Below are 23619 nucleotides of genomic sequence, written 5' to 3'. Positions count from 1 at the left end.
CCCTCACATCGCCGTACAGCTCAGGCTCGGCACGCTCCCGCCCCCCGGAGCACCCCCGAACCCGAAACTCGCCGAACCCCCCACGCCCACACTCCCGTTGTGATCCGCGTTCACCGCGGTCACACTCGCCCCGCTCTGCGTGTACGTCGCGTTCCACATGTTCGCGATCTGCTGGGTGCCGGACCATGTCCACTTCACCTGCCAGGACTTGAGGGTGGAGGTCCCGGAGTTCTTCACCGTCACGTCGGCGTTGAAACCGCTGCCCCAGTCGCTGGTGACGGTGTAGGTCGCCGTGCACGCGGCCGTACTTCCGCCGCCCGTTCCCGTCCCCGTGCTCGGAAACCCGGCCGCCTTGATGCTCGCCAGATATCCGTCCTTCACCGTGTCCACAGTCGCCCAGTCGTCCTTCAGGATCCCGCCCGTGTCACCGGAGTTGGGGTTCCACGACCAGAAGGTCCAGGAGAAGGTGTCGGCGCCGTACGTCGATGTCGGGCGGAGGTAACTCACCAGCGCCGCGAGCCATTTCTGGTCCACCGTCGATGCCAGCGTCGTACCGAACTCGCCCACCCACACCGGCGCGATGTTCTGCCGGAAGAGATAGCCCCAGTACTTGTCCCACACCCCGGGCATGTTCGCCGGGAAGGTCGGGTCGCTGAACCACGGCTGCTGGGCCACGCTCGTCGCGTAGTCGTGGGCGGAATACACCACCCGGTTGGGCACGGTCAGTTGAACCGGGTACTGGCCCGCGCCCATCAAGTTGCCGCCCCACCAACCCGATACGCCGGCATACGTCTGCACGCCCTCCACGAAGATCAGCAGGTCGGGGTTGACCGACAGCACCGCGTTGCCCGCGCGCTCCGCAGCCAGCCGCCAGTCCGTCGCCACGTCGCCGCAGCCCCAACACGCCGGATCGTGCGGCTCGTTGTGGAGGTCGATGCCGATGACCGTCGACTGGCCCGCGTAACGGGCCGCCAGCGAACGGAGGTTGGCGATCCAGGTCGACTCCGGCACCGCCGCCGTGTACCAGAGCGCCGACTGCCCCGACGCGTCCGGGCGGTGCCGGTCGAGGATCACCTTCAGGCCGTCCTGGCCGGCGTAGGCGACGAGCTTGTCCATGATCTGGAGTGAGTTCAGGCCCTGGAGGTCCGCGTTCTTGCCGCTGGAGAAGTCGATGCTGTTGGGGACCGTGCCGGACTTGAAGATGTCGTCGCTGTAGGGGAGGCGGATGGTGTTGTAGCCCAGCGACTTCATCTGGTCGATCATGCTCTTGTAGTCGCGTGACCAGAGGCCGTGGACAACGTAGTTGGCGGTCTCGAAGCCGAACCAGTTGATACCGGCGATACGGACCGGTTGACCCGCCGCGTCCAGGATCTGGCGGCCACTGGTGTGCCAATAGCCGGCGCCGGGGGTGTCAGCGGACGCACTCGCCGTACTCGCCGAATCGGCCGCCTGTGCCGTGTGGACTCCGGCCAGCGGCAACAACAGCGCCGCGGCAACAACCCCCAGCGCTCTTCTCAAGCTGCGGAACATGTCGCTGCTTCCTCTCGGGAGGCGCGGGTCCGGAACCGATGGGAGCGCTCCCACCACCCGACATCCTCCATGGAAGCCACGTCACATGAGCACGTCAAGGGAACGGACGCCGACAATCGTCCACGGCTACCGGCTGAGCCTGCGGAACCTCCGTACCGCCAGCGGAAGGAACAGCAAGGTCAGCGCCACCGGCCACACCCCCGCCAGCAGCAACGCGTGCTGCTCCGGCCAGGACGCGCCCCGCGCGGTCGGGGCGCCGAAGAGTGCCCGGGTGGCGCCGGCCGTCGAGGAGAGGGGGTTCCAGAGGGCGGCCTGACCGAGCCAGTGGGGCATCTGCTGCGGGGAGACGTAGATGCTGGAGATCATCGTCAGCGGGAAGACGATCGCGAAGAGGCCGCCCACCTGCTCGGGGCCCGGCAGCAGCAACCCCAGCCAGACACCCACCCAGATCAGGGCGAAGCGCAGGGAGAGGAGGAGTACGACGGCTTTCACGAAGCCCAGGCCGTAGCCGAAGAGGGGGCCGGTGCCGAACTCCGGGCGCCAGCCCATGCCGTAGGCCGTGGCCATCATGATGCCCAACTCCGCGCAGGACACGATCAGATCGGTCGCCCCGCGTCCGGCCACCACCGCGGACGGCGCCATCGGCATGGAGCGGAACCGGTCGATGACGCCCTTCTTGGAGTCGTTGACGAAGATCGTCGCCGTGGAGACGAACCCCATGGCGACGGTCATCACGAACATCCCCGGCATCAGGAACGCCTTGTAGTCGCCGCCGCCCGGCACCTGGATGGCCTTGCCGAAGACGTACCCGTACAGCAGCACGGACAGGATCGGGAAGCCCAACTGCCAGAGTATGCTGACCGGTTGGCGCCGGTAGTGGGTCAGACCGCGCCGCACGACGTTCCAGCAGTCGGCGACCGTCCAGAAGAGGCGGCCGTGCTGCGGCCGTCTGCGGTACGTGCGTCCCGTGCCGTCGGAAGCCGTCGAGACGCCGCCGCTCATACCGCCGCTCCCTCGGTCTCCGGTGCCGGCGCCGGTTCTTCTTCGGTACGGCGGCCCGTCAGCCGGAGGAACACGTCGTCCAGGCTCGGGCGGCGCAGGCCGATGTCCTCGACCGGGATGCCGAAGTGCTGGAGAAAACGGGCGACTTCTGTGAGGGAGCCCACCCGGTCGGCGACGGGCGCGTGGACGCGCAGTTCCGCGATGTCGGCCTCCGGTCCGCCGCCGTGGGCGACCCGGGCGACGGCCTGCAACGCGTAGGGGATGTGGGCGGGTTCGCGGACCACGACCTCGACGCGGTCGCCGCCGACGCGGTTCTTCAGGCCGTCGAGGGTGTCGTCGGCGATGGCCCGGCCCTGGTCGATGACGGTGATGCGGGAGGCCAGTCGGTCGGCCTCCTCCAGGTACTGCGTGGTGAGCAGGACGGTGGTGCCGTCCGCGACCAACTCCCTTACCGCTTCCCAGACTTCGCCCCGGCTGCGCGGGTCGAGACCGGTGGTCGGTTCGTCGAGGAAAAGGACGGCCGGGGCCAGGATCATCGATGCCGCGAGGTCCAGGCGGCGGCGCATGCCACCGCTGTAGCCGCCCGCGCCCTTGTCCGCCGCGGCCTCCAGGTCGAACTGGCGCAGGAGCTGGGTCGCCCTCAACTTGGCCCGCCTGCGGCCGAGATGGAAGAGACGGCCGAACATCTCCAGGTTCTGCCGGCCGGTGAGGATCTCGTCGATCGCCGCGTACTGGCCGGTGAGCCCGATCCGGGAACGCACCTGTCGCGGCTGCCGGGCCACGTCGAGTCCGGCCACGGTCGCCCTGCCGCCGTCGAGCCGGACGAGCGTGGAGAGGATGCGTACGGCGGTGGTCTTGCCGGCGCCGTTCGGGCCGAGCAGTCCGTGCACAGTGCCCTCGCGGACGGCGAGGTCGAAGCCGTCGAGGGCGCGCTTGTCGCCGTAGCGCTTCTCCAGCCCTTCGGCCTCCACGACGTATCCGTGGCTGCTCATGGTTCCCTCCCTCCCGAACTGAGTGCACCGTATCCGATGGTGCGTACGGTGTACTCGGTTTTCGCTCCGGACCTAGACTCCCCCCATGACGAGCAGGCCGGCGAGCGGCGGTCAGGAATCCAGCGGCAGCGGTGACATCGGCCGCACCCTCGAACTGCTGTGGGACACCGGCCCCCGCCCCAGCCGCGGTCCGAAGCCGGGCCTGAGCGTCGGCCGGATCGTGGACGCGGCCATCCGCATCGCGGACGAGGAGGGGCTCGACGCGGTCTCCATGCGGCGCGTGGCCACCGACCTGGGCACGGGCGCGATGTCGCTGTACCGGTACGTCCCCGGGAAGGCCGAGCTCCTCGACCTGATGCTGGACCGCGTCCGCTTCCCGGACCGGCCCACCTCCAGCACGCTCCCCGACGGCTGGCGCGGCGCCCTGGAGGCGGCCGCCCGCGACGCGCTCGCCGTCCACCGCCGCCACCCCTGGCTGCTGCGCGTCAACCAGTCCCGCCCGCTGCTCGGCCCGCGCGCCCTCGCCACCCTGGAACACCTGCTCGCCCGCATCCGCCCCATGGGCCTGACCGACCCGGAACTCGTCTCGACGGTCGTGATGATCGACGGCTATGTCGTCGGCGCCGCCCGCACCCAGGTCCACCAGGAGGAGGCGGCCCGCTCCACCGGCCTGACCGACGCGGAGTTCTACGGCGCCCAGGTCCCGGCCCTGGAGAAGGCCATGGCCACCGGCGCCTACCCGACCCTCGCGTCCCTCTCCCCCGACACGTTCACCGCCGGTTTCGACCACTTCGAGTTCGGGCTGGGCCGCATCCTGGACGGACTTGAGGTCCTGGTCCAACAGCGGGGCGGGAACTGAGAGTTCAGCAGCGACTCAGCCACGACGGGTCAGCCGCCGTAGCCCGATCACGGCCCCGCAGACGATCAGGACGGCGACGGCACCCACTTTCAGGGTCTTCCCGGTGCCGCTGCCACCGCCGTCGCCGCTCGCGGAACTCCCGCCCCCCGAGGGCGACTTGGACGAGGACGAGGCCCCGTCGGGCGCGTCCTCGGCCTGCACCGGACTGTCGGTGCCCTCGCTGCCGTACATCAGCTTGGTGCCGTCGGCGGAGTAGCTGACGGACTCGCCCTGCCCCTGCAAGGGCACGTCGAGGCGACCCTCGCGCTTGATCTTCCCGCCGTTCCAGTCGTAGTAGATGCCGCCGAAGTAGCCGCGTACGGCGAGCTGTTGACCATTGGGGGAGAAGGCGGCGTCGGTGGCCCAGAGGTCGACGGAGGCGATGGGCTTGAAGTAGTTGGTGCCGGAGGAGGAGAGCTTGGCCGGGCCTTCGAAGAGGTGCCCGCCGTCCTCCTTCTTGTCGATGATGTAGACGCGCCCGGTCTTGGGGTGCACGACCAGCGACTCGGCGTTGCGCGCGCCGTCCGAGTACTTCACGACGTACTGCGTGGCCCGGATCGTCTGGTCCTTGAGGACCTTCGGCTCGGGCAGTTTGTAGATCCAGACGTAGGCCCAGGTCCCGTCGAGGTTGTCGCCGATGTCACCGACGTAGATCTGGTTGTCCGGCCCGATGGAGATCGCCTCGACGTCACGCGGCTTGCCGACACCGCTGAAGGTGACCGTCGCGACCGTCTTGCCGGTGCTGCTGTCGACGGCGTAGATGTACGGGCCGTCGTTGCTGTCGTTGTGCGTCCAGTAGATGCCCGGGTGCAGGTGGGAGGCGGCGAGGCCGCTGGACTCGGTGATCCGGGAGTCCGTGATCGTGAACCCCTTGTCGCCCTTGCCGCCGTCGTCGGCGACGGCCGGTGCTGCTGCGGTTGCGGGCAGGGCGAGCGCACCGACGAGGAAGCCGGCGCCGAGGAACGCGAGGAAGCGACGCATGCCCCAAGCCTGCCATCGTGGCAGGCCTCACACCCCACCGGCTCCAGCGATCGGCCACTGATCGTCCATCATGAGCGGATGCTCAGGTTCATGCCCGTAGGCGACTCCATGACGATCGGGAGCGCGGGCGAACACACATGGCGCTACCGCATCTGGCAGCACCTGCGCGCGACCTACGGCGGCCCGTTCGCCGTGGTCGGCCCGCGCGAGACGCTGTACGACAAGGCGACGGACACACCCACGTCGTACGAGTACGCCGACCCCGACTTCCCGCACTTCCACCTCGCCGGGTGGGGCGAGGGCTGGCTGCACATGGCCCCGCTGATCGGCGAGGCGGTACGCGCGCACCGGGCGGACGTGCTGCTGGTCTCCCTCGGCCTGATCGACCTGGGCTTCTACACGAACGCGGCGCAGACGGCGGAGAACGTGCGGGCCTTCGTAGCGGAGGCCCGCGCGGCGAAGCCGTCCGTCCGTATGGTGTTCCTGCCGGTCATCCCGAACGTCCGCGCCCAGTCGGACGCCCCCTTCGCCGCCGAGGTCGCCCTCTTCAACGAACTCCAGGCCAAGGCGGTCGCCGACCTCGACGACCCGCGCTCGCCCCTCCTCCTGGCCTCCCTCCCGGAGTCGTACGACATCAACCACGACACGTACGACGGCACCCACCCGAACGCCTCCGGCGAGCACCGGATCGCGGGGGCGTTCGCGGGGGCGATGCATCAGGCGTGGGGGGTGGGCGGGGAGTACGACGGGGACGGCTCGGACACCTCGTCCACCACACCTGACGATCAGACGCCGGGGGGTCGCAGCCGATATCGCTCGACCCACTCCTCGTTGAGGCGGTCGGCCTGGCGCTGATGGCTGGGGGTGACGCTGCGTCCGGCGGGGAGCGCGAGGCCGAGATGACCGAGGACGCGGAGAGTGACGGCTTCCGGGTCGGCGGAGAGGTCCTCGTAGCGGACGTGGTACGGCTCGATGCCGTGGGCCTCGAACCACCGCTCCCACCCCGCGTTGTGCTCCTCGATCGTCCACACGATGCGGGTGATGGCGTCGCGGTCGTAGACGGGCCGACCGCCGGCGGGGGCGGCCCGGCCTCCGCCGATCTCGCCCTTCCCGCCGACGAACCAGACGCCGGTCTGCTCGGCGCGCAGCCATGAGACGGCCTGGGCGAGGACATCGTCCCGGCTCAGATGAACGAACCTGATCCGCGTCCCGAACTCCCGCTCCAGCAGGCCCAGTTCGTCACCGGCGAGGTCAGGGTGCAGGCGAGCGAGCCGAGTTGTGAGTTCGGCGTGCGTCCCCCACATGAGCTTGGCCCCGAACACTCCGTTGCCGGTCCGCCCGGAGGCGAGCGCGGCCTGCACGAAGTCGCCGTAGTCCAGGGCGCGTTGGGACGCGTGCAGGATCCCCCACCGCTCGGCCCACGCCACCTCGTCCGGTGACCGGAAGTAGGCCTGGGGGTGCCCGGCGACTCCGGTGGAGTCGAGGAGGCCGAGGAGGAGGGAGCTGCCGGTTCGGGGGGTGGCGCAGATGAAGTAGGTGTCCGTGTCCGTGGGGTGGGTCACGGGGAACAGGGTCTGGGGTGGGGGGTGCGGCGGCAACCGAATAACGACCGTGACGATGGCGTGATCACCGCATAGCCCGGTCACCGTGCGTATCTTTGTACTGCGCGGCTGCACTTGCGTGGAGGGCGGCCGGGGAGGAGCGCCACGATGACCGTCCTTGAAGACAGGATCGAGATGGCCGACGCCGACGCCAACACCGAGCGCTTGGACGAGTGGTTCGAGCGGCTTGAGCGGATGCCCGTCCCCGAAGGATTCAGGGTCGAGATCGTCGGGGGCAGCGTCTTCATGACACCGCAACGGGACACACACTGGGAGATCATCCGCGAGTTCCTGTGGGCCATCGAGGACAGGTTCGGGAGGAAGGTCAAGGTGTTCTCGGACGTCCGCATCGACTTCCCCGGACACCAGAACGGCTTCTGCCCGGACATCGCCCTGCTCAAGGACTCGGCGAAGAAGGATGCCAAGGGGCACTGGCGCTACCAGGACGTGCGGTTCGTCGCGGAGGTCATCTCCAAAGGCACGGCCGACAACGACTACGTCGCCAAGAGGCTCGCGTACGCGGAGGCCGAGGTCCCCCTCTATGTCATCGCCGATCCCTACCAGGGCCGGTGTCACATCTACACCGACCCTAAGAGCGGCGACTACGACGACCCGGTACGAGTGGACTTCGGCACCGACGTCGACCTGACGGGCACGGTGGTCGACCTCGTCCTCAAGACCGCCGACTTCCCCCGCGACTGACCCCCTTGCGTCGAGCGCACTCGAAGTCGTTGGCTAAGTACCCATGAAGTACACGCAGCTCGGACGCACAGGCCTCAAGGTCAGCCGACTGGTCCTCGGCACGATGAACTTCGGACCCCAGACGAACGAGGCGGACAGCCACGCGATCATGGACGCGGCGCTGGACGCGGGCATCAACTTCTTCGATACCGCCAAGCAGTCATTTTGATACATCGCGACAAGCAATGACCGCCGCCCCGTAGTGGAGCGGCGGCCGTCCGCTCGGAGAACCTGCTGATTACCAGGCGAAGGCTTCCGGGGAGGGTCCCGGGCCGGGGAAGATTTCATCCAGGCCGGTCAGTAGCTCGTCACTCAGTTCCAGCTCCACCGCCCTCAGTGCGGAGTCGAGCTGTTCGGCGGTGCGGGGGCCGACGATCGGGCCGGTGACGCCGGGGCGGGTGAGGAGCCAGGCCAGGGCGGCCTCGCCGGGTTCGATGCCGTGCTTGTCGAGCAGGTCCTCGTACGCCTGGAGCTGGGCCCGCGTCGTGGGGTTGGCCAGCGCGTCCGCGGCCCGGCCGCTGGCCCGGCGTCCGCCCTCGACCTCCTTCTTGATGACGCCGCCCAGGAGACCGCCGTGCAGCGGTGACCAGGGGATGACGCCGAGGCCGTACTCCTCGGCGGCGGGCAGGACCTCCATCTCGGCCCGGCGTTCGGCGAGGTTGTACAGGCACTGTTCGCTGACGAGGCCGATGGTGCCGCCGCGACGGGCGGCGATCTCGTTGGCCTGGGCGATCTTGTAGCCGGGGAAGTTGGAGGAACCGACGTACAGGATCTTGCCCTGCTGGACCAGGACGTCGATCGCCTGCCAGATCTCCTCGAACGGGGTGGCGCGGTCGACATGATGGAACTGGTAGACGTCGATGTAGTCGGTCCGCAGCCGCTTCAGGCTGGCGTCGACCGCGCGCCGGATGTTCAGCGCGGAGAGCTTGTCGTGGTTGGGCCAGGACGGGCCGTCGCCGGCCATGTTGCCGTACACCTTGGTGGCGAGGACCGTCTTGTCGCGGCGGCCGTCGCCCTTGGCGAACCAGTTGCCGATGATCTCTTCGGTACGGCCCTTGTTCTCACCCCAGCCGTAGACATTCGCCGTATCTACGAAATTCAGCCCCGCGTCCAGCGCCGAGTCCAGGATTGCATGGCTGGTGGGTTCGTCGGTCTGAGGTCCGAAGTTCATGGTGCCGAGGACGAGTCGGCTGACCTTGAGTCCCGTACGTCCGAGCTGCGTGTACTCCATGGCCCCCAAGCCAACGCCTTCGAGTCCGCTCAAGGCAAGCAGCGCCTTGGGCGTCAGGTTTATGGCTACGCGCATAGTCACGTGACCGCATAGACGTCCAGTCACACCTCCTCGCACCGTCGTACTCGACGCCCCAACCGGGGCCATGAACCAGGGGGTTTCGACATGGCTCGCGAGGAACTGACCCGGCTTACGCGAAACGGCAACGGCGAGTGCGGTGGGTCACGTCCGCGGGAGTGGTGTATCGACGGCCACTCGGTGATCTCTTCTTTGAGGCTAGGCGGTGAGTTGGGTCGGGACGATGGTCTCGTCGGTTTGTGACTCGATCGGGTGGAGGCGGGTCTTGGCGAGGATTTCGAGTCCCATGTAGCGGCGGGCTTCGGTCCATTCGTCGTTCTGCTCGGCCAGGACCGCGCCGACCAGGCGGATCAGGGCGGTGCGGTCGGGGAAGATGCCGACCACGTCGGTGCGTCGGCGGATCTCCTTGTCGAGTCGTTCCTGGGGGTTGTTCGACCAGATCTGCCGCCAGATCTCGCGCGGGAACGCGGTGAACGCCAGGACGTCGTGCTGGGCGGCGTCCAAGTGGGCTGCCGCTTTGGGGAACTTGGCGTCCAACGCGTGGAGGACGTGGCGCATCTGGGCCTTCACGGCGTCGGTGTCGGGCTGTTCGAAGACGGTTCTCAGCAGGGTGGCCACCCACGGCTGGGCCGACTTGGGGACCTGGCTCAGCAACGCGCGGGCGTAGTGGGTGCGGCAGTCATCCCGGCCGCGCAGGAGTAAGGCCTGGGGGTCATCCCCTGGTCTCCGCTCCAGGGCGGGCTGCTGGGCGGGGTCATCAAGAAGGAGATCTCGGGCGGGCGCCGGGCGAGCGGCCGGGCCGCGGACACCCTCGCCAACCCGGCCTCACGCGCCCAGATCCAGGCCTACGAGGACCTCCTCGACAAGCACGGCATCGAGCCAGGAGAGGCCGCCCTGGCCTGGCTCCTCACCCGCCCCGGCGTCACCGGCCCGATCGTCGGCCCCCGCACCGCCGAACAGCTCGACTCCGCACTGAGGGCCGTAGAGCTGGAACTGAGCGAGGAGGTTCTGACCTCGCTCGACGAGATCTTCCCGGGCCCGGACCCGTCTGCGGAGGCCTTCGCCTGGTAGCCACACCGTGAGGGCGAGCGCCCCTCTTGGGGGCGCGGGGAACTGCGCGACCAGCCACACTCGGCCGCAGCCGAACTTCGACCCGCAGTTCCCCAGTCCTCACTTACCGAGCGCAGCAGCAAGCCCAACAACAACGAACAACAGCACAAGCACACCGGCCATGATCCGGTTCCGGAATTTCGGGTCCACGTACCCGAGCCTAACCGCCCGCCCCCAGCCCCCAGCGGGCGACCGCCCGATACCGCGGCTGCTCCCCCGGAACCCCGGACCTCGGCAGGTTGCTGCGCACGAGCACCAGCTCGTCCACCGTCCACGCCCGCCCCGCGAACTCGTCGAGCCGGTCGAGGTAAGGCCCTACGTCCACCGCGTCGCGGCTGCGCGCCAGGGTGAGGTGGGCGCGGTGGCGCCGGTGGCCGCCCATCTCCACGCCCGCCTTCCGCGCCGCCGCCTCGCAGCGGTCCGCCAGCAGCCGCAGGACCGCGAGGTCCCCCTCCGCCCCGGCCCACAGCGCCCGCCCCTGCCCGAACTGCCCGCCCCCGCGCACGGCCAGCCAGAACGGTTCGGTCCGCCGCGCCGCCCGCTCCAGCCGGGCCGACAGTTCCGGTACGACGTCCTCGTCGACCTCGCCGTAGAACGCGAGGGTGTAGTGCCAGCCGGGGCGACCGGTCCAGCGGAGCGTGTCCGCGCCCGGCAGCTGCCTCAACTCGTCGACCACCGAGGCGAGTTCGGTGACGATGTGCTCCGGAGGCAGCACGGCGGCGAAGAGTCTCATGAACCCCAGCCTGCCACTGTCCGCACTGCCACTATGAGTGCATGGCCATCAGCATCAGGGAGGGCGGGCCCGACGACATCCCCGCGATACTCGGCATGTTCGACGGCGCGGTGGCGTGGCTCGCCGCGCAGGGGCGGACCGGGCAGTGGGGCAGTACACCGTGGTCGGAGAATCCGAAGGCCGTGGCGATGGTGGAGCGGTATGTGGTGGAGGGGTCGCCGTTCGTCGCCGAGGTCGACGGAGTCCCGGCCGGCACACTCACTCTCACCGACTCGCCCGGGTCGTACGTCGAAGCCGTCGACGAGCCCGAGCGGTATGTGCATCTGCTGGCCTCCGACCGCCGGTTCAAGGGGTACGGCGTCGGCAGCGCGCTGCTCGCGCACGCGGCGGAGGTGACCCGGGCGGCCGGGATCTCGCTCCTGCGGGTGGACTGTTACGCGGGGGACGACCGCAAGCTCGTCGCCTACTACGAGGCCAACGGGTTCACCCCGACGGAGGCCTTCGTCGTCGGTGAGAACGACTGGCCGGGGCAGGTGCTGGCCCGGAGGGTGTAGCACCTGCCCCAAGTGTCATGCCGCCGCGGTCAGTTGCTCCCGGTCTCTCGGGACGAAGGCCACGCTCGGGTGGCCGTGGTTCCAGCCGACGGACAGGCGCAGATCGCCGATGCGGGCCAGGACCAGGCCGATCGTGGCGGCGGCCGCGGCCGCTACGACACCGCCCAGGGCGAAGCTCACCCGGGGGCCGTAGGCGTCCGTGATCCAGCCGACGATCGGTGCGCCCACCGGCGTACCGCCCATGAAGACCATCATGAACAGGGCCATGACCCGGCCGCGCATGGCCGGGTCGGTGCCCATCTGGACGGCGGTGTTGGCCGTGACGTTCACGGTCAGGCCCGCGATGCCGATCGGGATCATGAGCAGGGCGAACAGCCAGTAGGAGGGGGTCACCGCGGCCACGATCTCCAGCAGGCCGAAGGCCGCGGCCGCCGCGATCAGGACGCGGAGACGGGTGGTGCCGCGGCGGGCGGCGAGCAGGGCGCCGACCAGGGAGCCGACCGCCATCAGGGTGTTGAAGAGGCTGTAGGCGCCGGCGCCCGCATGGAAGATGTCGTCGGCGTAGGCCGACAGCCACACCGGGAAGTTGAAGCCGAAGGTGCCGATGAAGCCGACGAGGACGATCGGCCAGATCAGGTCGGGGCGGCCGGCGACGTAGTGCAGGCCTTCGCGGAGCTGGCCCTTGCCGCGCGGGGCGCGCTGTACGGCCTTCAGGTCGCGGCCCCGCATGAGGAGGAGACTCGCCAGGGGGGCGACGAACGACAGGCCGTTGAAGAGGAACGCCCAGCCGGTGCCGACGCCGGTGATCAGGACGCCCGCGACGGCGGGGCCGACCAGGCGGGCGGACTGGAAGTTCGCGGAGTTGAGGCTGACAGCGTTCTGCAGCTGCTCGGGGCCGACCATCTCGGAGACGAAGGACTGGCGGGCCGGGTTGTCGACGACCGTGGCGAGGCCCACGGCGAAGGCGGCGACGTAGACGTGCCAGACCTGGACGTGGCCGGAGATGGTGAGGAAGGCGAGGACGAGGCCGGTGAGGGCCATCGCGGACTGCGTGACGAGCAGGGTGGGGCGCTTGGGCAGCCGGTCGACGAGGACACCGCCGTAGAGCCCGAAGAGGAGCATCGGCAGGAACTGGAGGGCGGTCGTGATGCCCACGGCGGCGGAGGAGCCGGTGAGGCTGAGGACCAGCCAGTCCTGGGCGATGCGCTGCATCCAGGTGCCAGTGTTGGAGACGACCTGGCCGATGAAGAACAGCCGGTAGTTCCGGATCCTCAGCGAGCTGAACATCGAGGACTTGCGCGGGGGTGCGGACAGGGAGTCGGGGGTGGCTGGCGCGGGGGCGGAGTCTGCTCCGGGTCCCGAACTCAAAAGGTCGCCTCCTACATGGACGGGATTACAGGTGTGCGAGTTTCTCCAGTACGGGGGCGGCGGCGGCGATCTTCGCCCACTCGTCCTCGTCGAGGCCGTCGACCAGTCCGGCCAGGAACGCGTTGCGCTTGCGGCGGCTCTCTTCGAGCATCGCCTCGGCCTGAGGGGTCTTGGTGACGACCTTCTGGCGCCGGTCCTCGGGGTGCGGCTCCAGCTGCACCAGGCCCTTGGCTTCGAGCAGCGCGACGATGCGGGTCATCGAGGGCGGCTGCACATGCTCCTTGCGAGCGAGCTCGCCAGGGGTCGCGCTGCCGCAGTTGGACAGGGTGCCCAGCACCGACATCTCGGTGGGACTCAGTGACTCGTCGACCCGCTGGTGCTTGAGTCGACGGGACAGGCGCATCACGGCTGATCGCAGGGAGTTCACGGCGGCAGCGTCGTCGCCATGGGTTAGGTCCGGCATGTTCTTTAGCATAACTCATTACTCTCGCTAAAGACCAACTGGAGACCGATGCGACACGCCGAGATGCCCGTGACCCCGGCCACCGAACCCTTCCGTCACCCATATGAGTGATCCCGGAGCGGAACGTGACGCGGCGGCCGGAGCCGCCCCCGACCCTCGATTCATGGGGACCAGCGTGCTCAGCCTGCGGATAGACGGGGAGCTGCTAGAGCGGCTCCGGCACCATGCGGCGAAAAGGGGAATGAGCGTCCAGGACTATGTGGTCCAGACGCTCATCCGGGACGACTTCGACGAGCGGTTCCAGACCGCCGTGAAGGAGACCGAGAAGTTCTACGGGGTCACGTGACCGAATTCGATGCGACGTCAACTCCCGTTCACATAAGGTCAACCCTTCACGCCGGGCACCCGCCCGGCCGACGGCAGGGGGTTGCGACTCATGATCGACGGGATATCCGGAAGAGACCTGCGGGGACCGAACAGGCGTCAGATCCTGCGGGGCGCAGCCGGAATCGCCGGCGCGGCCGTGGTCGGCACGGCGGCCCCACTGGTGGCGGCGGGCACAGCCTCGGCCACCGTGGCCGCCTCGCAGCACTTCTCACTGTCCGGCAGCGGCGGGAACCCGATCTGGCGGGCCACCCTCCACCAGCCGTACTGGGCGATGCAGTCCTTCGCCTACGACAACGTCAACAGCCGCATCTACTTCGCCCAGCACCGCATCGGCGACAGCGCCGGGAACAACGGCGACCTGTGGATCTCGCAGACCGACCTCTCGGGGAACGTGCTCGGCACGATGGCTCTGCACGGGTTCGGCCACGGCTCCTCGATGGGCGTCGAGCCGACGGGTTCGGGCACGACGCCCTACCTGTGGATCGAGGGCAGCGACTCCGACGACAACGGAGCCGGCGAGAAGCTGTCCCGCTTCCGGTTCACCGACGGGCTGACCCTGGAGTACACCGCCCCCTCGATCACGATCTACGACCGCACGCCGACCATCTCCAGCTTCGTCAAGCTGCCCCGGCCCGCGATCGACCCGTACACGAACCGGCTGCTGATCCGCTACGCGACCAGCGACTCCGCCTCCAGGGTCTGGCGCCTGGTCGTCTTCGACATGGCGGACGCCGTCGCCGGGCGCCTGAGCGACGGCTACCGGCTCGTCGAGCGGGCCATCCCCAACAACGACGAGCTCGGTCTCACTGCCGCCGACCTGTTCCAGGGCATCACCCTGTGCGGGCAGTACGCCTATCTCCTCTACGGCGGCCCCGGCGGCCCCTCGTACCTGGTCACGCTCGACCTGAACGACTCCGGCGGCTCGTACTACGACAAGTTCGAGACCACCGCGGGTGCCTCCCTGCCGGGGCGCGAGCCCCAGGGCGCCGCGATCTGGCTGGCCTCCGGGGCACCCCGGCTCGCCTTCGGCTTCTCGTCGAAGACCAGCGGGGATCCGGACACCCTGGACGCCAGCGTGTTCTACAAGAGCGACTTCGTCTCCTGAACCGACCGGCCGGCCCCGCTCACCTCAGGTGAGGCCGAGGGCCGGCATCAGGTAGTAGAACCCGAACACGGCCGCCACGACGTACATCGGCACCGGGACCTCCCGGCCCCGGCCCGCCACCAGGCGCAGCACCACGAAGGTGATGAAGCCCATGCCGATGCCGTTGGTGATCGAGTAGGTGAACGGCATCATCACCATCGTGATGAAGGCCGGGATGGCGATGGTGTAGTCCGCCCAGTCGATCTCCTTGACAGAGCCCGCCAGGATCAGGAAGCCCACCGCGAGCAGGGCCGGGGTGGCCGCCTGGGAGGGGACCATCGTGGCGATGGGCGTGAGGAACAGCGCTACGGCGAAGAGGGCGCCCGTGACGACGTTCGCGAAGCCGGTGCGGGCGCCCTCGCCGACGCCGGCCGTGGACTCCACGAAGCAGGTGGTGGCCGAGGAGGAGCTGGCGCCGCCGGCCGCGACCGCGATGCCGTCGACGAAGAGGACCTTGTTGATGCCGGGCATGTTGCCCTCGCCGTCGGTCAGCTTCGCCTCGTCGCTGATGCCCATGATCGTGCCCATCGCGTCGAAGAAGCACGAGAGCAGGACCGTGAAGACGAAGAGCACGCCGGTCAGCACGCCGACCTTGGAGAAGCCGCCGAACAGGCTGAACTTGCCGATCAGGCCGAAGTCCGGGGTGGCGACCGGGTTTCCGGGCCACTTCGGGGTGGTCAGGCCCCAGGAGGGGATCGTCGCGACCGCGTTCACGATCACCGCGAGGACGGTCATGGTGACGATCGAGATCAGGATCGCGCCGGACACCTTGCGGACGATCAGCGCGAGGGTGAGCAGCACACCGAGGATGAAGATCAGCACCGGCCAGCCGTTGAGGTGACCGTCGGCGCCGAGCTGGAGCGGGACGGTGGTCTGGGCGGCGTCCGGGATGCGGGTGATGAACCCGGAGTCCACGAGCCCGATCAGCATGATGAACAGGCCGATACCGATGGAGATGGCCTTGCGCAGGCCGTAGGGCACCGCGTTCATGACGCGCTCGCGCAGCCCGGTGGCCACCAGCAGCATCACGACGAAGCCGGCCAGTACGACCATGCCCATCGCGTCCGGCCAGGTCATGCGGGGCGCGAGCTGGAGGGCGACGACGGAGTTCACGCCGAGTCCGGCGGCGAGCGCGATCGGCACGTTGCCGATGACACCCATGAGGAGCGTGGTGAACGCTGCCGTGACGGCGGTGGCGGTGACCAGCTGGCCGTTGTCGAGGTGGTGCCCGTACATGTCCTTCGCACTGCCCAGGATGATCGGGTTGAGCACGATGATGTACGCCATCGCGAAGAAGGTGGCGAACCCGCCCCGGATCTCGCGAGGGAGGCTGCTGCCCCGTTCGGAGATCTTGAAGTAGCGGTCGAGGGCGGTCTGCATTGGATGTTCCTACGAGCAGAAGTGGACAGACGGAAACCGTTTCAGTATGAACATATGAAGACGTCAGGCGCTATCTCCGCGCGTAGACCCACGGTGATCCACTGGTCTTGTGTCGCCTCGTAAGCTGTGGGCATGGCGAAGTGGACACCGACACACGAGGCACCGGAGCCCCTGGAGGGCCCGATCGTCCCGACCATCATCGGCGGCACGATCCTCTGGTTCGTCCTCTTCCTGGTACAGCTCCCCTTCTACGGCTGGTTCGACGACCACGGCCATCTGTGGTGGCTGTGGACCTGTCTGGCCGGGGGCGGGCTCGGGCTGATCGGCGTCTGGTACGTCCGGGGGCGGGACGCCGCCCTCAAGCGCGCGGCGGAGGCCTCCCCGTCGACTGCTGCCGAGTAAGGACACTCCCCTACAACCACGGCATCACTCCGCCCGGTCCGCCGTCCTCCCCTGGTCGGATCTTCCGGGCACTCGGCGGGTGAAGCCGTAAATCCGCACGTACCGTCGAATGCATGACGCACACCGACGCGGGCGCCGAACTCGACCCGGTGCACCCCGTGCCCGTCCCGGCACGGCGGGCCCCTGGACTCAGCACCGCCGAGGTCGCCGACCGGGTGGCACGCGGGGAGGTCAACGACGTCCCGGTGCGCAGCAGCCGTTCCCTCGGCGAGATCGTGCGCGCCAACGTCTTCACCCGGTTCAACGCGATCATCGGTGTGCTCTGGCTGATCATGCTGTTCGTGGCGCCGGTGCAGGACAGCCTGTTCGGGTACGTGATCATCGCCAACACCGGGATCGGGATCGTCCAGGAGTGGCGGGCGAAGAAGACCCTCGACTCCCTCGCGGTGATCGGCGAGGCGAAGCCGACGGTACGGCGGGACGGCACCGCTGTGGAGGTGAGCACCTCCGGGATCGTGCTGGGCGACCTCATCGAGATCGGGCCCGGGGACAAGGTCGTGGTCGACGGGGAGTGCGTCGAGGCCGACGGCCTGGAGATCGACGAGTCGCTGCTCACCGGTGAGGCCGACCCGGTCGTCAAGCGGCCGGGGGACGCGGTCATGTCCGGGAGTTTCGTGGTCGCCGGCGGCGGCGCGTTCGAGGCGACGAAGGTGGGGCGCGAGGCCTACGCCGCCCAACTCGCCGAAGAGGCCTCCCGGTTCACGCTCGTCCACTCCGAGCTGCGCACCGGTATCTCCACGATCCTCAAGTACGTGACATGGATGATGATCCCGACCGCCATCGGCCTGGTCATCAGTCAACTCGTCGTCAAACAGCACGGGTTCAAGGACTCGATCGCGCGGACTGTGGGCGGGATCGTTCCGATGGTGCCCGAGGGGCTGGTCCTCCTCACCTCGGTGGCGTTCGCGATCGGGGTCATCCGGCTTGGCCGGAAACAGTGCCTCGTCCAGGAGCTTCCGGCCATCGAGGGCCTCGCCCGCGTCGACACCGTCTGCCTCGACAAGACGGGCACGCTCACCGAGGGCGGCATGGACGTCACCGAGCTGCGCCCGCTCGGCGGGGCCGACGAAACGTACGTACGCAAAGTCCTCGGCGCGCTCGGCGAGTCGGACCCGCGGCCGAACGCGTCGCTGCAGGCGATCATCGCCGCCTACCCGGACAGCGAGGAGTGGCGGTGCGTCGAGTCGCTGCCCTTCTCCTCCGCGCGGAAGTACAGCGGGGCGTCGTTCAGCGAGGGGAACGGGGAGTCGAGTGCGTGGCTGCTCGGGGCGCCCGACGTACTGCTGGGTGCGGATGATCCCGCGCTGGCCGAGACCGGGCGGCTCAACGAACAGGGGCTACGGGTGCTGCTGCTGGCCCGGGCCGCGGGTGAGCTGGACAACCCCGGGGTCACGCGCGGGGCCGAGCCCACCGCACTGGTGGTGCTGGAGCAGCGGTTGCGGCCCGACGCGGCACAGACGCTGCGCTACTTCGCCGAGCAGGACGTCCACGCCAAGGTCATCTCCGGGGACAACGCGGTGTCCGTCGGTGCGGTGGCCGGGAAGCTCGGGCTCACCGGGCAGGTCGTGGACGCCCGTCAACTGCCCTCGGATCAGGGGGAGATGGCGAAGTCCCTGGACGAGGGCACGGTGTTCGGGCGGGTCACTCCGCAGCAGAAGCGGGACATGGTGGGGGCGTTGCAGTCGCGCGGGCACACGGTCGCGATGACCGGGGACGGCGTCAACGACGTACTCGCCCTCAAGGACGCCGACATCGGGGTGTCGATGGGCTCGGGGTCCGAGGCCACCCGGGCGGTCGCGCAGATCGTGCTGCTCAACAACAGCTTCGCGACGCTGCCTTCGGTCGTCGCCGAGGGGCGGCGGGTCATCGGGAACATCACCCGGGTGGCGACGCTGTTCCTGGTGAAGACGGTCTACTCGGTGCTGCTGGCGGTGCTGGTTGCGTGCTGGCGGGTCGAATATCCCTTCCTGCCACGGCACTTGACGATGTTGTCGACGTTGACCATCGGCATCCCGGCGTTCTTCCTGGCACTCGCGCCCAACACGGAGCGTGCGCAGCCCCACTTCGTGCGGCGGGTGATGCGGTACTCGATCCCGGGTGGCGTGATCGCCGGGGCCGCGACCTTCGTGACCTATCTGATCGCCCGTCACTACTACACGGGGAAGGGGTCGTTGGAGGCGGAGACCAGCGCGGCGACCCTGACCCTGTTCCTGATCTCGATGTGGGTGCTGGCGATCATCGCCCGGCCGTACACCTGGTGGCGGATCACGCTGGTGGCGTCGATGGGGGCGGCGTTCGTGGTGGTGCTGATCGTGCCGTGGCTTCAGCACTTCTTCGCGTTGAAGCTGGTGGGGGTGACCATGCCGTGGGTCGCGGTGGGGATCTCGGCGGTGGCGGCGGTCGCCCTGGAACTCGTCTGGAGACTGGTCGACCGCCGCGTGCCCGCGTAGGGCGGTTACTGCCTAATTCACGCTACTTCACGTCGATGAAGTCACCCGCGGCGTTGACCGCCGGGGTGGTCGAGGTGCCCGCGAAGCTGTAGCGGAAGTAGCCGTCGACGGTCGCCGTGACGGTGGTCTTCAGGGTGCCCGTGGAGCTGGTCTTGATGGTCTTGACGGTGGTGTAGGTGCTGGAGCCGTTCTTGCGGAACTGGAGCTTGACCGGCTGGGTCGAGTAACCGGAGTAGGTGCCGGCGTCCCAGTTCGCGCGGGTCAGCTTGCCGGTGACCGTGATGGTCTTGCCCTTCTTCACGGGCTCCGGGGTGGCGTCGGTCGTGAGCTTCGACAGGCGCTGGACCTGGAAGCTCTTGGCGTTGTCCTTCTGGACGTAGTCGTTGTCCTTGCCCGTGGCGATCGCCCAGACCTTCCAGCTGCCGGCCGCGAAGTTGAACACTTCGGTGTTCGGCGTCAGGTCGAAGGTCGACTTGCAGGTCGATGTCGTGGCGTTGACCGCGGTGCAGGTGGCGCGGTGGTTGCTGCTGGTGGCGACCGAACCGGTGTCGGAGGAGTCGATGTCGGCACCGTGGTACAGGATGGCCTGCGCCCAGCCGACGCCCGAGGCGTCCTTCACTGTGAAGCTGACGGTGATGGTCTTCTTCGCGGTCGCGCCTACGACGACCGCCTTCCCACCGTTCACCACGACGCCCGAGATCGTGGTGTCTCCCTGCACCTCGTCCGCCTGCGCGGCGGGGACGGCGAAGACAGAGAGGGCCAGGGCGCCGGAGACGGCAGCCACAGTGGCGCGTATGCGCATGCGTTCCCCAAGTGGAGAAAGGGGGCCCCGGCGCGGTGGTCGTTCCGTACGGCTCGTCGTCGGCGCCGGGGCCCAAGTGATGGCGGAGCCTGTTGGCTCACAAGATGTGATCCGTGAGGGGTGGGACTGGTTGTACGGCGGATCGAGACTTTGCACGGGTATTGCGAACCCGTGGTGAAGTGCGGAGACTCCGCCATCGCTCCCTGGGCTACTTCACGGCGACGACGGTGGCACGTATGCGTATGTGTTCCCGCAGTGGAACGTGAACGTGATCGTGGAGCCGAGTGGCTCCGATGATCGGATTCGTGAGGCGAGGGGACGATTGTGCATCTCGTGACTTTTTCTTGGGGTATTGGTGAAGATCACATGCGCCCGCCTGTCCGATCAGCCGGATCAACCAGATCAGTTGAATCAGCCTGGTCAGTCGAACCAGCGGTCCCGTGCCAGCTCCTGAGTCCGTGACGGGTCCTCCAGCAGCGCCGCCACCTCGAAGCGCCGGGGCCACTGCCCGGCCGCCCAGGCGAGTCCGGCGGCGACGCCCTCCAGGGTCGAGGCGTGCAGCACGCCGTCGCGGGTGCGGCGCCAGTCGATCTCGACGCCGTCCACGACGAGTTCCTCGTGCTCGACGTAGGTCGCGGGGGTGAGGGGGCCGAGGAGGACGCGGACGGATTCCGGTACGTCGTGTTCGGTGCCCTCGGAGGTGACCTCGCCGGTGATGGACTCGCTGAGGCGGCGGACCTGGAAGAGTTCGGCCAACTCGGCGGCGCGGGACGGGCGTACGGGGAGGAGCGGCACGCCTGCGGTGAAGGGCAGCAGGTCGGGTGAGTCGACGACCACGGCGTCTGCGGCGTCCACGACAGTGATCTCGCCATCGACCACCGCCCTCAAGTCGTCCGGCAGCGTGACCTGTTCGGGGTCCAGGTCGGCCAACGCGCCGTACAAGGCGTGCAGTTGGGCGCCGGTGACCTCGCGGTCCGGGTCGGCGAGGCGGTCGAGGAGTTCGGCGGCACCGCCGGGCTCGTCGAGGAGGGCGGCGACGGAGGTGCGGACGCCGAGGGCCCGCAGGACCTGCTCGTCGTCGAAGCCGGTCGCGTCCGCCTCGTCGTAGAGGCCGCGCAGGAGCGGGTCGCCGCCGGACGCCAGCAGGCCGGCCGGGCGGCGGCCGTCGAGCACCGGGTGGCCGCGCAGCCACCAGGCCGTGTAGGGCCGTACGACCTCGTAGGAGCCGTCGGGGAGCAGGATGCGGACCTGTTGGGTGATCGCGTCGCGCAGCGGCGGCTGGGCGAGGAGGGCGAGGGCCTGGGGCCAGCGGTCGTCGTCGACGAGGTCCAGGTCGCGGACCGCTACCAGTTCCGTGGCCACGGGCGGGACGGGAGTGTCGGGGAAGCGGTCGAGTACGTCCTCCGACCACACGTCCACGGAATCCAGCAGGCCGGGGTCGTCGGGTTCGGCGAAGTCGCTGTCGCGGGGCTCCAGTTCGTCCGGGTCGAGGACGACGTCCGTGGCCCGGACGAGGGCGAAGTTGGCGAGCACTCCGCAGGCGGCGAGCGGCTGTTCGCCCCAGCGCTCGGCCAGTTCCGCGTCCACGAAGGCCAGTTCGTCCTCGCGCATCACCTGGGCGAACGGGCTGCCGGGGAGGACCAGTTCGCCGGCGGGGGCCAGTTCGCCTTCCTCGTCGGGGAGGGCGAGTGCGCCGAGCCAGGGTTCGTCGCCGGGTTCCAGGTCCGCGTCCCGGACGAGAGCCAGCACCGTGTCCGCCAACTCCTCGGCGTCCAGGGTGGGTTCATCCCATACGGCGCCGCCCTCGTCGTCGAGGGAGGCGGCCACGGCGACCCGCACCTGGGGTGTGGTGAGCACCGCGCGGGGGGTGGCGGGCAGCGCGCCGAGCTTCTCCAGGAGGGGGTGCGCGGCGTCCGGGTGGGCGACCTTGAGGCCGAGCCTGGCGAGGACTTCGGGCGCGACGTGGGCCGAGTCGGGGGTGGGGAGGAGGACCTGTCGGGGTCCGATCGTCGTCCGTCCGTCGGCGAGCGGTACGGGGAGGCCGGTGAGGCGGTCGGGGTCCACGCCCGCGAGGCTGTCGTAGAGCCTCCGCCACCAACCGGGGTCCTTCTCCAGGCCGGCCAGTCGGTCCACGGCGTCGCCGAGCGGGACCCGGGCGACGCCCAACGTGCGTAGTTCCACGCGCCGTTCGAGGCCTGCGGGGAGGAGGGTGGGGAGGACCTCGGCGAGGACGCGCACGGTGTCGGTGCCTGCGCCCTCGACCACCTCGGCGTCCCGGGGCCGTAGCGACTCGGGCAACTCCGAGTCCTCGGTGGGGGGTTCGACGGCGGGCGGCAGGAAGGAGGTGCGCGGCAGCCGCTCCAGGATGGCCTGCCGCAGGGTGCCGTCCAGTTCACCCTTGCCCAGCGGGCCGGGCACCAGGTCGATGATGCCGGCGGTCACCGGCCGCCAGGCGGCGAGGAGTTCGACGTAGGCGTCCGCCGCGCGCTCCACCAAGAAGTCGGTCAGCGGGCCGGGGGCGGCGTGGCGGCGGGTGGTGTCGAGCGGGAGGGAGGCGATGAGGAGGGCGGGGACGCCGAGGGGTTCGTCGCTGGGCGTGGGTGCGTGCACGACGGGGCTGGTGCGGGGGTGGGCCGGGGTGCCGTCGGCGTCGACGGGCACGGCCCAGGTGACGGACCAGTAGGGCCGCAGCCGCTCCTCCACGGGCCGGTCGGCGAGGAGTTCCTTGGCGAGTTCGCCGTGTGCGGAGACGGTGCGCCAGCGGGTGGTGCCGTCCCGGGTGTCGTCGACGACGGTGTCGGCGTGGTCGCCGCGGCGGGTGAGGGTGCGGGGTGCGCCGTCGCCGACCTCGATCACGACCTCCGCGAGCCCGGGCAGGGCGAGGAGCAGCGCGTCGTCGACGGCGTTCAGGAGGCGCTCGGCCAAGTCCTCGGCGGCGGTGTCGCGGAGGGGAAGGATGACGACCGTGTCGTAGGAGTCGGGGGCGCTGCCGACGGCGGCGAACGGGAGGCGGAGGAGGGGGATGTGGCCGTCTCGGCGGCGGATCTCGGTGCCGAGGCCGGGGCTGTGCCGGGCGGTCTCGTCGGCCAGTTCGCGGGCCTCGGCGAGGGACCAGCGGACACCGCCGTGGCGTCCTACGAGGGCGGGTTCGTCGGTCACGGCGACGACGGCGGCGAAGCCGACGCCGAAGCGTCCTACGGCGCTGTCGCCTGCGTCGCGTTTCGCGGATGCTCGGAGGGTGGAGAGGGATTCGACACCGGCCGCGTCGAGGGGGGCGCCGGTGTTGGCGGCGCACAGGACGCCGTCGCGGAGGGTGAGGCGGAGGCGGCCTGCCACGCCGGCGCGGGCGGCGGCGTCGGCGGCGTTCTGCGCGAGTTCGACGACGAGTCGGTCCCGGTATCCGCCGAGGACGAGATCCTCCTCGGCGTTGGCGTCCTCCCGGAACCGGGCCGGGCTGGTCGCCCAGGCGTCGAGCACCCCACGCCGCAGACGGGCGGTCCCGAACGGGTCGGCACCCTCGGCAGCGGGCCGCACGAACTTACTCACGTACGTTCACTCTCCTCATCGACGTCGCGATGAAGGTACCGCGCGGAGGGGGTTGCTGTGTTTTCGCCCGCGGAGCGGTGGTGGGGTCGGGGTCGTGGCGGTACGGCGGGCCCGCCGCCGGTTGTGCCCCTCTGTTTGTTGCCATGGTGGACAGCGTGGGGACCAG

Annotated in this window: 20 protein-coding genes and 3 pseudogenes; 10 read left to right on the top strand and 13 right to left on the bottom strand. The window is 69.4% G+C overall.

Annotated elements, in window-relative coordinates; translation table 11 throughout:
* Positions 1–3: 3 nt before the first annotated feature.
* The 3 genes from AB0I51_RS04605 to AB0I51_RS04595 form a co-directional block, all read right to left on the bottom strand.
* Positions 4–1530, bottom strand: coding sequence for a cellulase family glycosylhydrolase (locus AB0I51_RS04605; RefSeq protein WP_362971367.1), 1527 nt, complete (start codon positions 1528–1530; stop codon positions 4–6).
* A gap of 126 nt (positions 1531–1656) precedes the next feature.
* Complete coding sequence (locus AB0I51_RS04600) at positions 1657–2532, bottom strand: ABC transporter permease (RefSeq protein WP_362971365.1); 876 nt, start codon at positions 2530–2532, stop codon at positions 1657–1659.
* A complete protein-coding gene (locus AB0I51_RS04595) occupies positions 2529–3524 on the bottom strand; it encodes an ATP-binding cassette domain-containing protein (RefSeq protein WP_362971363.1) in 996 nt (331 codons plus the stop codon). Before AB0I51_RS04595 ends, AB0I51_RS04600 begins: the two co-directional genes overlap by 4 nt.
* A gap of 85 nt (positions 3525–3609) precedes the next feature.
* Between AB0I51_RS04595 and AB0I51_RS04590 the strand changes: the two genes are divergently transcribed.
* Positions 3610–4383 carry a TetR/AcrR family transcriptional regulator gene (locus tag AB0I51_RS04590; RefSeq protein WP_362971361.1) on the top strand — a complete coding sequence of 258 codons (774 nt, stop codon included), beginning with the start codon at positions 3610–3612 and terminating at the stop codon, positions 4381–4383.
* Positions 4384–4398: 15 nt separating this feature from the next.
* Here AB0I51_RS04590 and AB0I51_RS04585 read toward each other — a convergent pair whose 3' ends face one another.
* On the bottom strand, positions 4399–5403 hold the full coding sequence (locus tag AB0I51_RS04585; protein WP_362971359.1) for a WD40 repeat domain-containing protein: 1005 nt from the start codon (positions 5401–5403) through the stop codon (positions 4399–4401).
* A 78-nt stretch (positions 5404–5481) separates the two neighbouring features.
* On the opposite strand from AB0I51_RS04585, the gene AB0I51_RS04580 reads away from it, so the two are divergent.
* Positions 5482–6258, top strand: a complete 777-nt coding sequence (locus AB0I51_RS04580; protein WP_362971357.1) for an SGNH/GDSL hydrolase family protein — start codon at positions 5482–5484, stop codon at positions 6256–6258.
* On the opposite strand, the gene AB0I51_RS04575 is transcribed toward AB0I51_RS04580, so the two are convergent.
* Positions 6189–6965, bottom strand: a complete 777-nt coding sequence (locus AB0I51_RS04575; protein ID WP_362971355.1) for a Stf0 family sulfotransferase — start codon at positions 6963–6965, stop codon at positions 6189–6191. The genes AB0I51_RS04580 and AB0I51_RS04575 overlap by 70 nt on opposite strands.
* A gap of 147 nt (positions 6966–7112) precedes the next feature.
* Here AB0I51_RS04575 and AB0I51_RS04570 point away from each other — a divergent pair, with 147 nt between their 5' ends.
* Complete coding sequence (locus AB0I51_RS04570; protein ID WP_362971353.1) at positions 7113–7706, top strand: Uma2 family endonuclease; 594 nt, start codon at positions 7113–7115, stop codon at positions 7704–7706.
* A gap of 43 nt (positions 7707–7749) precedes the next feature.
* Positions 7750–7899, top strand: a pseudogene (locus AB0I51_RS04565) (aldo/keto reductase); the annotation flags it as partial.
* A gap of 84 nt (positions 7900–7983) precedes the next feature.
* On the opposite strand, the gene AB0I51_RS04560 reads toward AB0I51_RS04565, so the two are convergent.
* Positions 7984–8976 (bottom strand): aldo/keto reductase, encoded by a 993-nt coding sequence (locus AB0I51_RS04560; RefSeq protein WP_362971351.1) that lies wholly within the window; start codon positions 8974–8976, stop codon positions 7984–7986.
* Between the two features lie 276 nt (positions 8977–9252).
* Positions 9253–9732 (bottom strand): annotated as a pseudogene (locus AB0I51_RS04555) (transposase); the annotation flags it as partial.
* Between AB0I51_RS04555 and AB0I51_RS04550 the strand changes: the two are divergent.
* Positions 9733–10125, top strand: a pseudogene (locus AB0I51_RS04550) (aldo/keto reductase); the annotation flags it as partial. It lies immediately after the preceding pseudogene.
* A 199-nt stretch (positions 10126–10324) separates the two neighbouring features.
* On the opposite strand, the gene thpR reads toward AB0I51_RS04550, so the two are convergent.
* Positions 10325–10897, bottom strand: coding sequence for an RNA 2',3'-cyclic phosphodiesterase (gene thpR, locus AB0I51_RS04545; protein ID WP_362971349.1), 573 nt, complete (start codon positions 10895–10897; stop codon positions 10325–10327).
* Between the two features lie 41 nt (positions 10898–10938).
* Here thpR and AB0I51_RS04540 point away from each other — a divergent pair, with 41 nt between their 5' ends.
* The gene (locus AB0I51_RS04540; protein WP_362971347.1) at positions 10939–11451 is read left to right on the top strand and encodes a GNAT family N-acetyltransferase; all 513 of its coding nucleotides are present in this window, start codon (positions 10939–10941) and stop codon (positions 11449–11451) included.
* Between the two features lie 15 nt (positions 11452–11466).
* On the opposite strand, the gene AB0I51_RS04535 is transcribed toward AB0I51_RS04540, so the two are convergent.
* Positions 11467–12819: an MFS transporter gene (locus AB0I51_RS04535; RefSeq protein ID WP_362971345.1), complete on the bottom strand. Its 1353-nt coding sequence runs from the start codon at positions 12817–12819 to the stop codon at positions 11467–11469.
* 25 nt (positions 12820–12844) lie between these two features.
* Positions 12845–13282, bottom strand: a complete 438-nt coding sequence (locus AB0I51_RS04530; RefSeq protein WP_362971343.1) for a MarR family transcriptional regulator — start codon at positions 13280–13282, stop codon at positions 12845–12847.
* Between the two features lie 163 nt (positions 13283–13445).
* Between AB0I51_RS04530 and AB0I51_RS04525 the strand changes: the two genes are divergently transcribed.
* Both AB0I51_RS04525 and AB0I51_RS04520 read left to right on the top strand, forming a co-directional pair.
* The gene (locus AB0I51_RS04525) at positions 13446–13628 is read left to right on the top strand and encodes a ribbon-helix-helix protein, CopG family (protein WP_362971884.1); all 183 of its coding nucleotides are present in this window, start codon (positions 13446–13448) and stop codon (positions 13626–13628) included.
* A 90-nt stretch (positions 13629–13718) separates the two neighbouring features.
* On the top strand, positions 13719–14774 hold the full coding sequence (locus tag AB0I51_RS04520; protein ID WP_362971341.1) for a hypothetical protein: 1056 nt from the start codon (positions 13719–13721) through the stop codon (positions 14772–14774).
* Positions 14775–14798: 24 nt separating this feature from the next.
* Here the strand turns inward: AB0I51_RS04520 and AB0I51_RS04515 are convergent, their stop codons facing one another.
* The gene (locus AB0I51_RS04515) at positions 14799–16193 is read right to left on the bottom strand and encodes an NCS2 family permease (protein ID WP_362971339.1); all 1395 of its coding nucleotides are present in this window, start codon (positions 16191–16193) and stop codon (positions 14799–14801) included.
* A 132-nt stretch (positions 16194–16325) separates the two neighbouring features.
* Here AB0I51_RS04515 and AB0I51_RS04510 point away from each other — a divergent pair, with 132 nt between their 5' ends.
* Both AB0I51_RS04510 and AB0I51_RS04505 read left to right on the top strand, forming a co-directional pair.
* Positions 16326–16595: a DUF2530 domain-containing protein gene (locus AB0I51_RS04510; protein WP_362971337.1), complete on the top strand. Its 270-nt coding sequence runs from the start codon at positions 16326–16328 to the stop codon at positions 16593–16595.
* Positions 16596–16708: 113 nt separating this feature from the next.
* Positions 16709–19105 carry a cation-translocating P-type ATPase gene (locus AB0I51_RS04505; protein WP_362971335.1) on the top strand — a complete coding sequence of 799 codons (2397 nt, stop codon included), beginning with the start codon at positions 16709–16711 and terminating at the stop codon, positions 19103–19105.
* Positions 19106–19127: 22 nt separating this feature from the next.
* Here the strand turns inward: AB0I51_RS04505 and AB0I51_RS04500 are convergent, their stop codons facing one another.
* Together AB0I51_RS04500 and AB0I51_RS04495 are read right to left on the bottom strand one after the other, a co-directional pair.
* A complete protein-coding gene (locus tag AB0I51_RS04500) occupies positions 19128–19907 on the bottom strand; it encodes a calcium-binding protein (RefSeq protein ID WP_362971333.1) in 780 nt (259 codons plus the stop codon).
* Between the two features lie 420 nt (positions 19908–20327).
* A complete protein-coding gene (locus tag AB0I51_RS04495) occupies positions 20328–23453 on the bottom strand; it encodes a molecular chaperone Hsp90 (protein WP_362971331.1) in 3126 nt (1041 codons plus the stop codon).
* Positions 23454–23619: the final 166 nt, after the last annotated feature.

Source organism: Streptomyces sp. NPDC050549, from assembly GCF_040655035.1.
In the GTDB taxonomy this organism is placed as follows: domain Bacteria; phylum Actinomycetota; class Actinomycetes; order Streptomycetales; family Streptomycetaceae; genus Streptomyces.
Note: the sequence above shows the minus strand (reverse complement) of the source record. Positions and strands in the feature narration are given on the sequence as shown.

Excerpts from the sequence above, each read along its gene's own strand:
- AB0I51_RS04605 (WP_362971367.1), bottom strand. The coding sequence starts at position 1,530 with ATGTTCCGCAGCTTGAGAAGAGCGCTGGGGGTTGTTGCCGCGGCGCTG.
- AB0I51_RS04600 (WP_362971365.1), bottom strand. The coding sequence starts at position 2,532 with ATGAGCGGCGGCGTCTCGACGGCTTCCGACGGCACGGGACGCACGTAC.
- AB0I51_RS04595 (WP_362971363.1), bottom strand. The coding sequence starts at position 3,524 with ATGAGCAGCCACGGATACGTCGTGGAGGCCGAAGGGCTGGAGAAGCGC.
- AB0I51_RS04590 (WP_362971361.1), top strand. The coding sequence starts at position 3,610 with ATGACGAGCAGGCCGGCGAGCGGCGGTCAGGAATCCAGCGGCAGCGGT.
- AB0I51_RS04585 (WP_362971359.1), bottom strand. The coding sequence starts at position 5,403 with ATGCGTCGCTTCCTCGCGTTCCTCGGCGCCGGCTTCCTCGTCGGTGCG.
- AB0I51_RS04580 (WP_362971357.1), top strand. The coding sequence starts at position 5,482 with ATGCTCAGGTTCATGCCCGTAGGCGACTCCATGACGATCGGGAGCGCG.
- AB0I51_RS04570 (WP_362971353.1), top strand. The coding sequence starts at position 7,113 with ATGACCGTCCTTGAAGACAGGATCGAGATGGCCGACGCCGACGCCAAC.
- AB0I51_RS04560 (WP_362971351.1), bottom strand. The coding sequence starts at position 8,976 with ATGGAGTACACGCAGCTCGGACGTACGGGACTCAAGGTCAGCCGACTC.
- thpR (WP_362971349.1), bottom strand. The coding sequence starts at position 10,897 with ATGAGACTCTTCGCCGCCGTGCTGCCTCCGGAGCACATCGTCACCGAA.
- AB0I51_RS04540 (WP_362971347.1), top strand. The coding sequence starts at position 10,939 with ATGGCCATCAGCATCAGGGAGGGCGGGCCCGACGACATCCCCGCGATA.
- AB0I51_RS04530 (WP_362971343.1), bottom strand. The coding sequence starts at position 13,282 with ATGCCGGACCTAACCCATGGCGACGACGCTGCCGCCGTGAACTCCCTG.
- AB0I51_RS04525 (WP_362971884.1), top strand. The coding sequence starts at position 13,446 with ATGGGGACCAGCGTGCTCAGCCTGCGGATAGACGGGGAGCTGCTAGAG.
- AB0I51_RS04520 (WP_362971341.1), top strand. The coding sequence starts at position 13,719 with ATGATCGACGGGATATCCGGAAGAGACCTGCGGGGACCGAACAGGCGT.
- AB0I51_RS04515 (WP_362971339.1), bottom strand. The coding sequence starts at position 16,193 with ATGCAGACCGCCCTCGACCGCTACTTCAAGATCTCCGAACGGGGCAGC.
- AB0I51_RS04510 (WP_362971337.1), top strand. The coding sequence starts at position 16,326 with ATGGCGAAGTGGACACCGACACACGAGGCACCGGAGCCCCTGGAGGGC.
- AB0I51_RS04505 (WP_362971335.1), top strand. The coding sequence starts at position 16,709 with ATGACGCACACCGACGCGGGCGCCGAACTCGACCCGGTGCACCCCGTG.
- AB0I51_RS04500 (WP_362971333.1), bottom strand. The coding sequence starts at position 19,907 with ATGCGCATACGCGCCACTGTGGCTGCCGTCTCCGGCGCCCTGGCCCTC.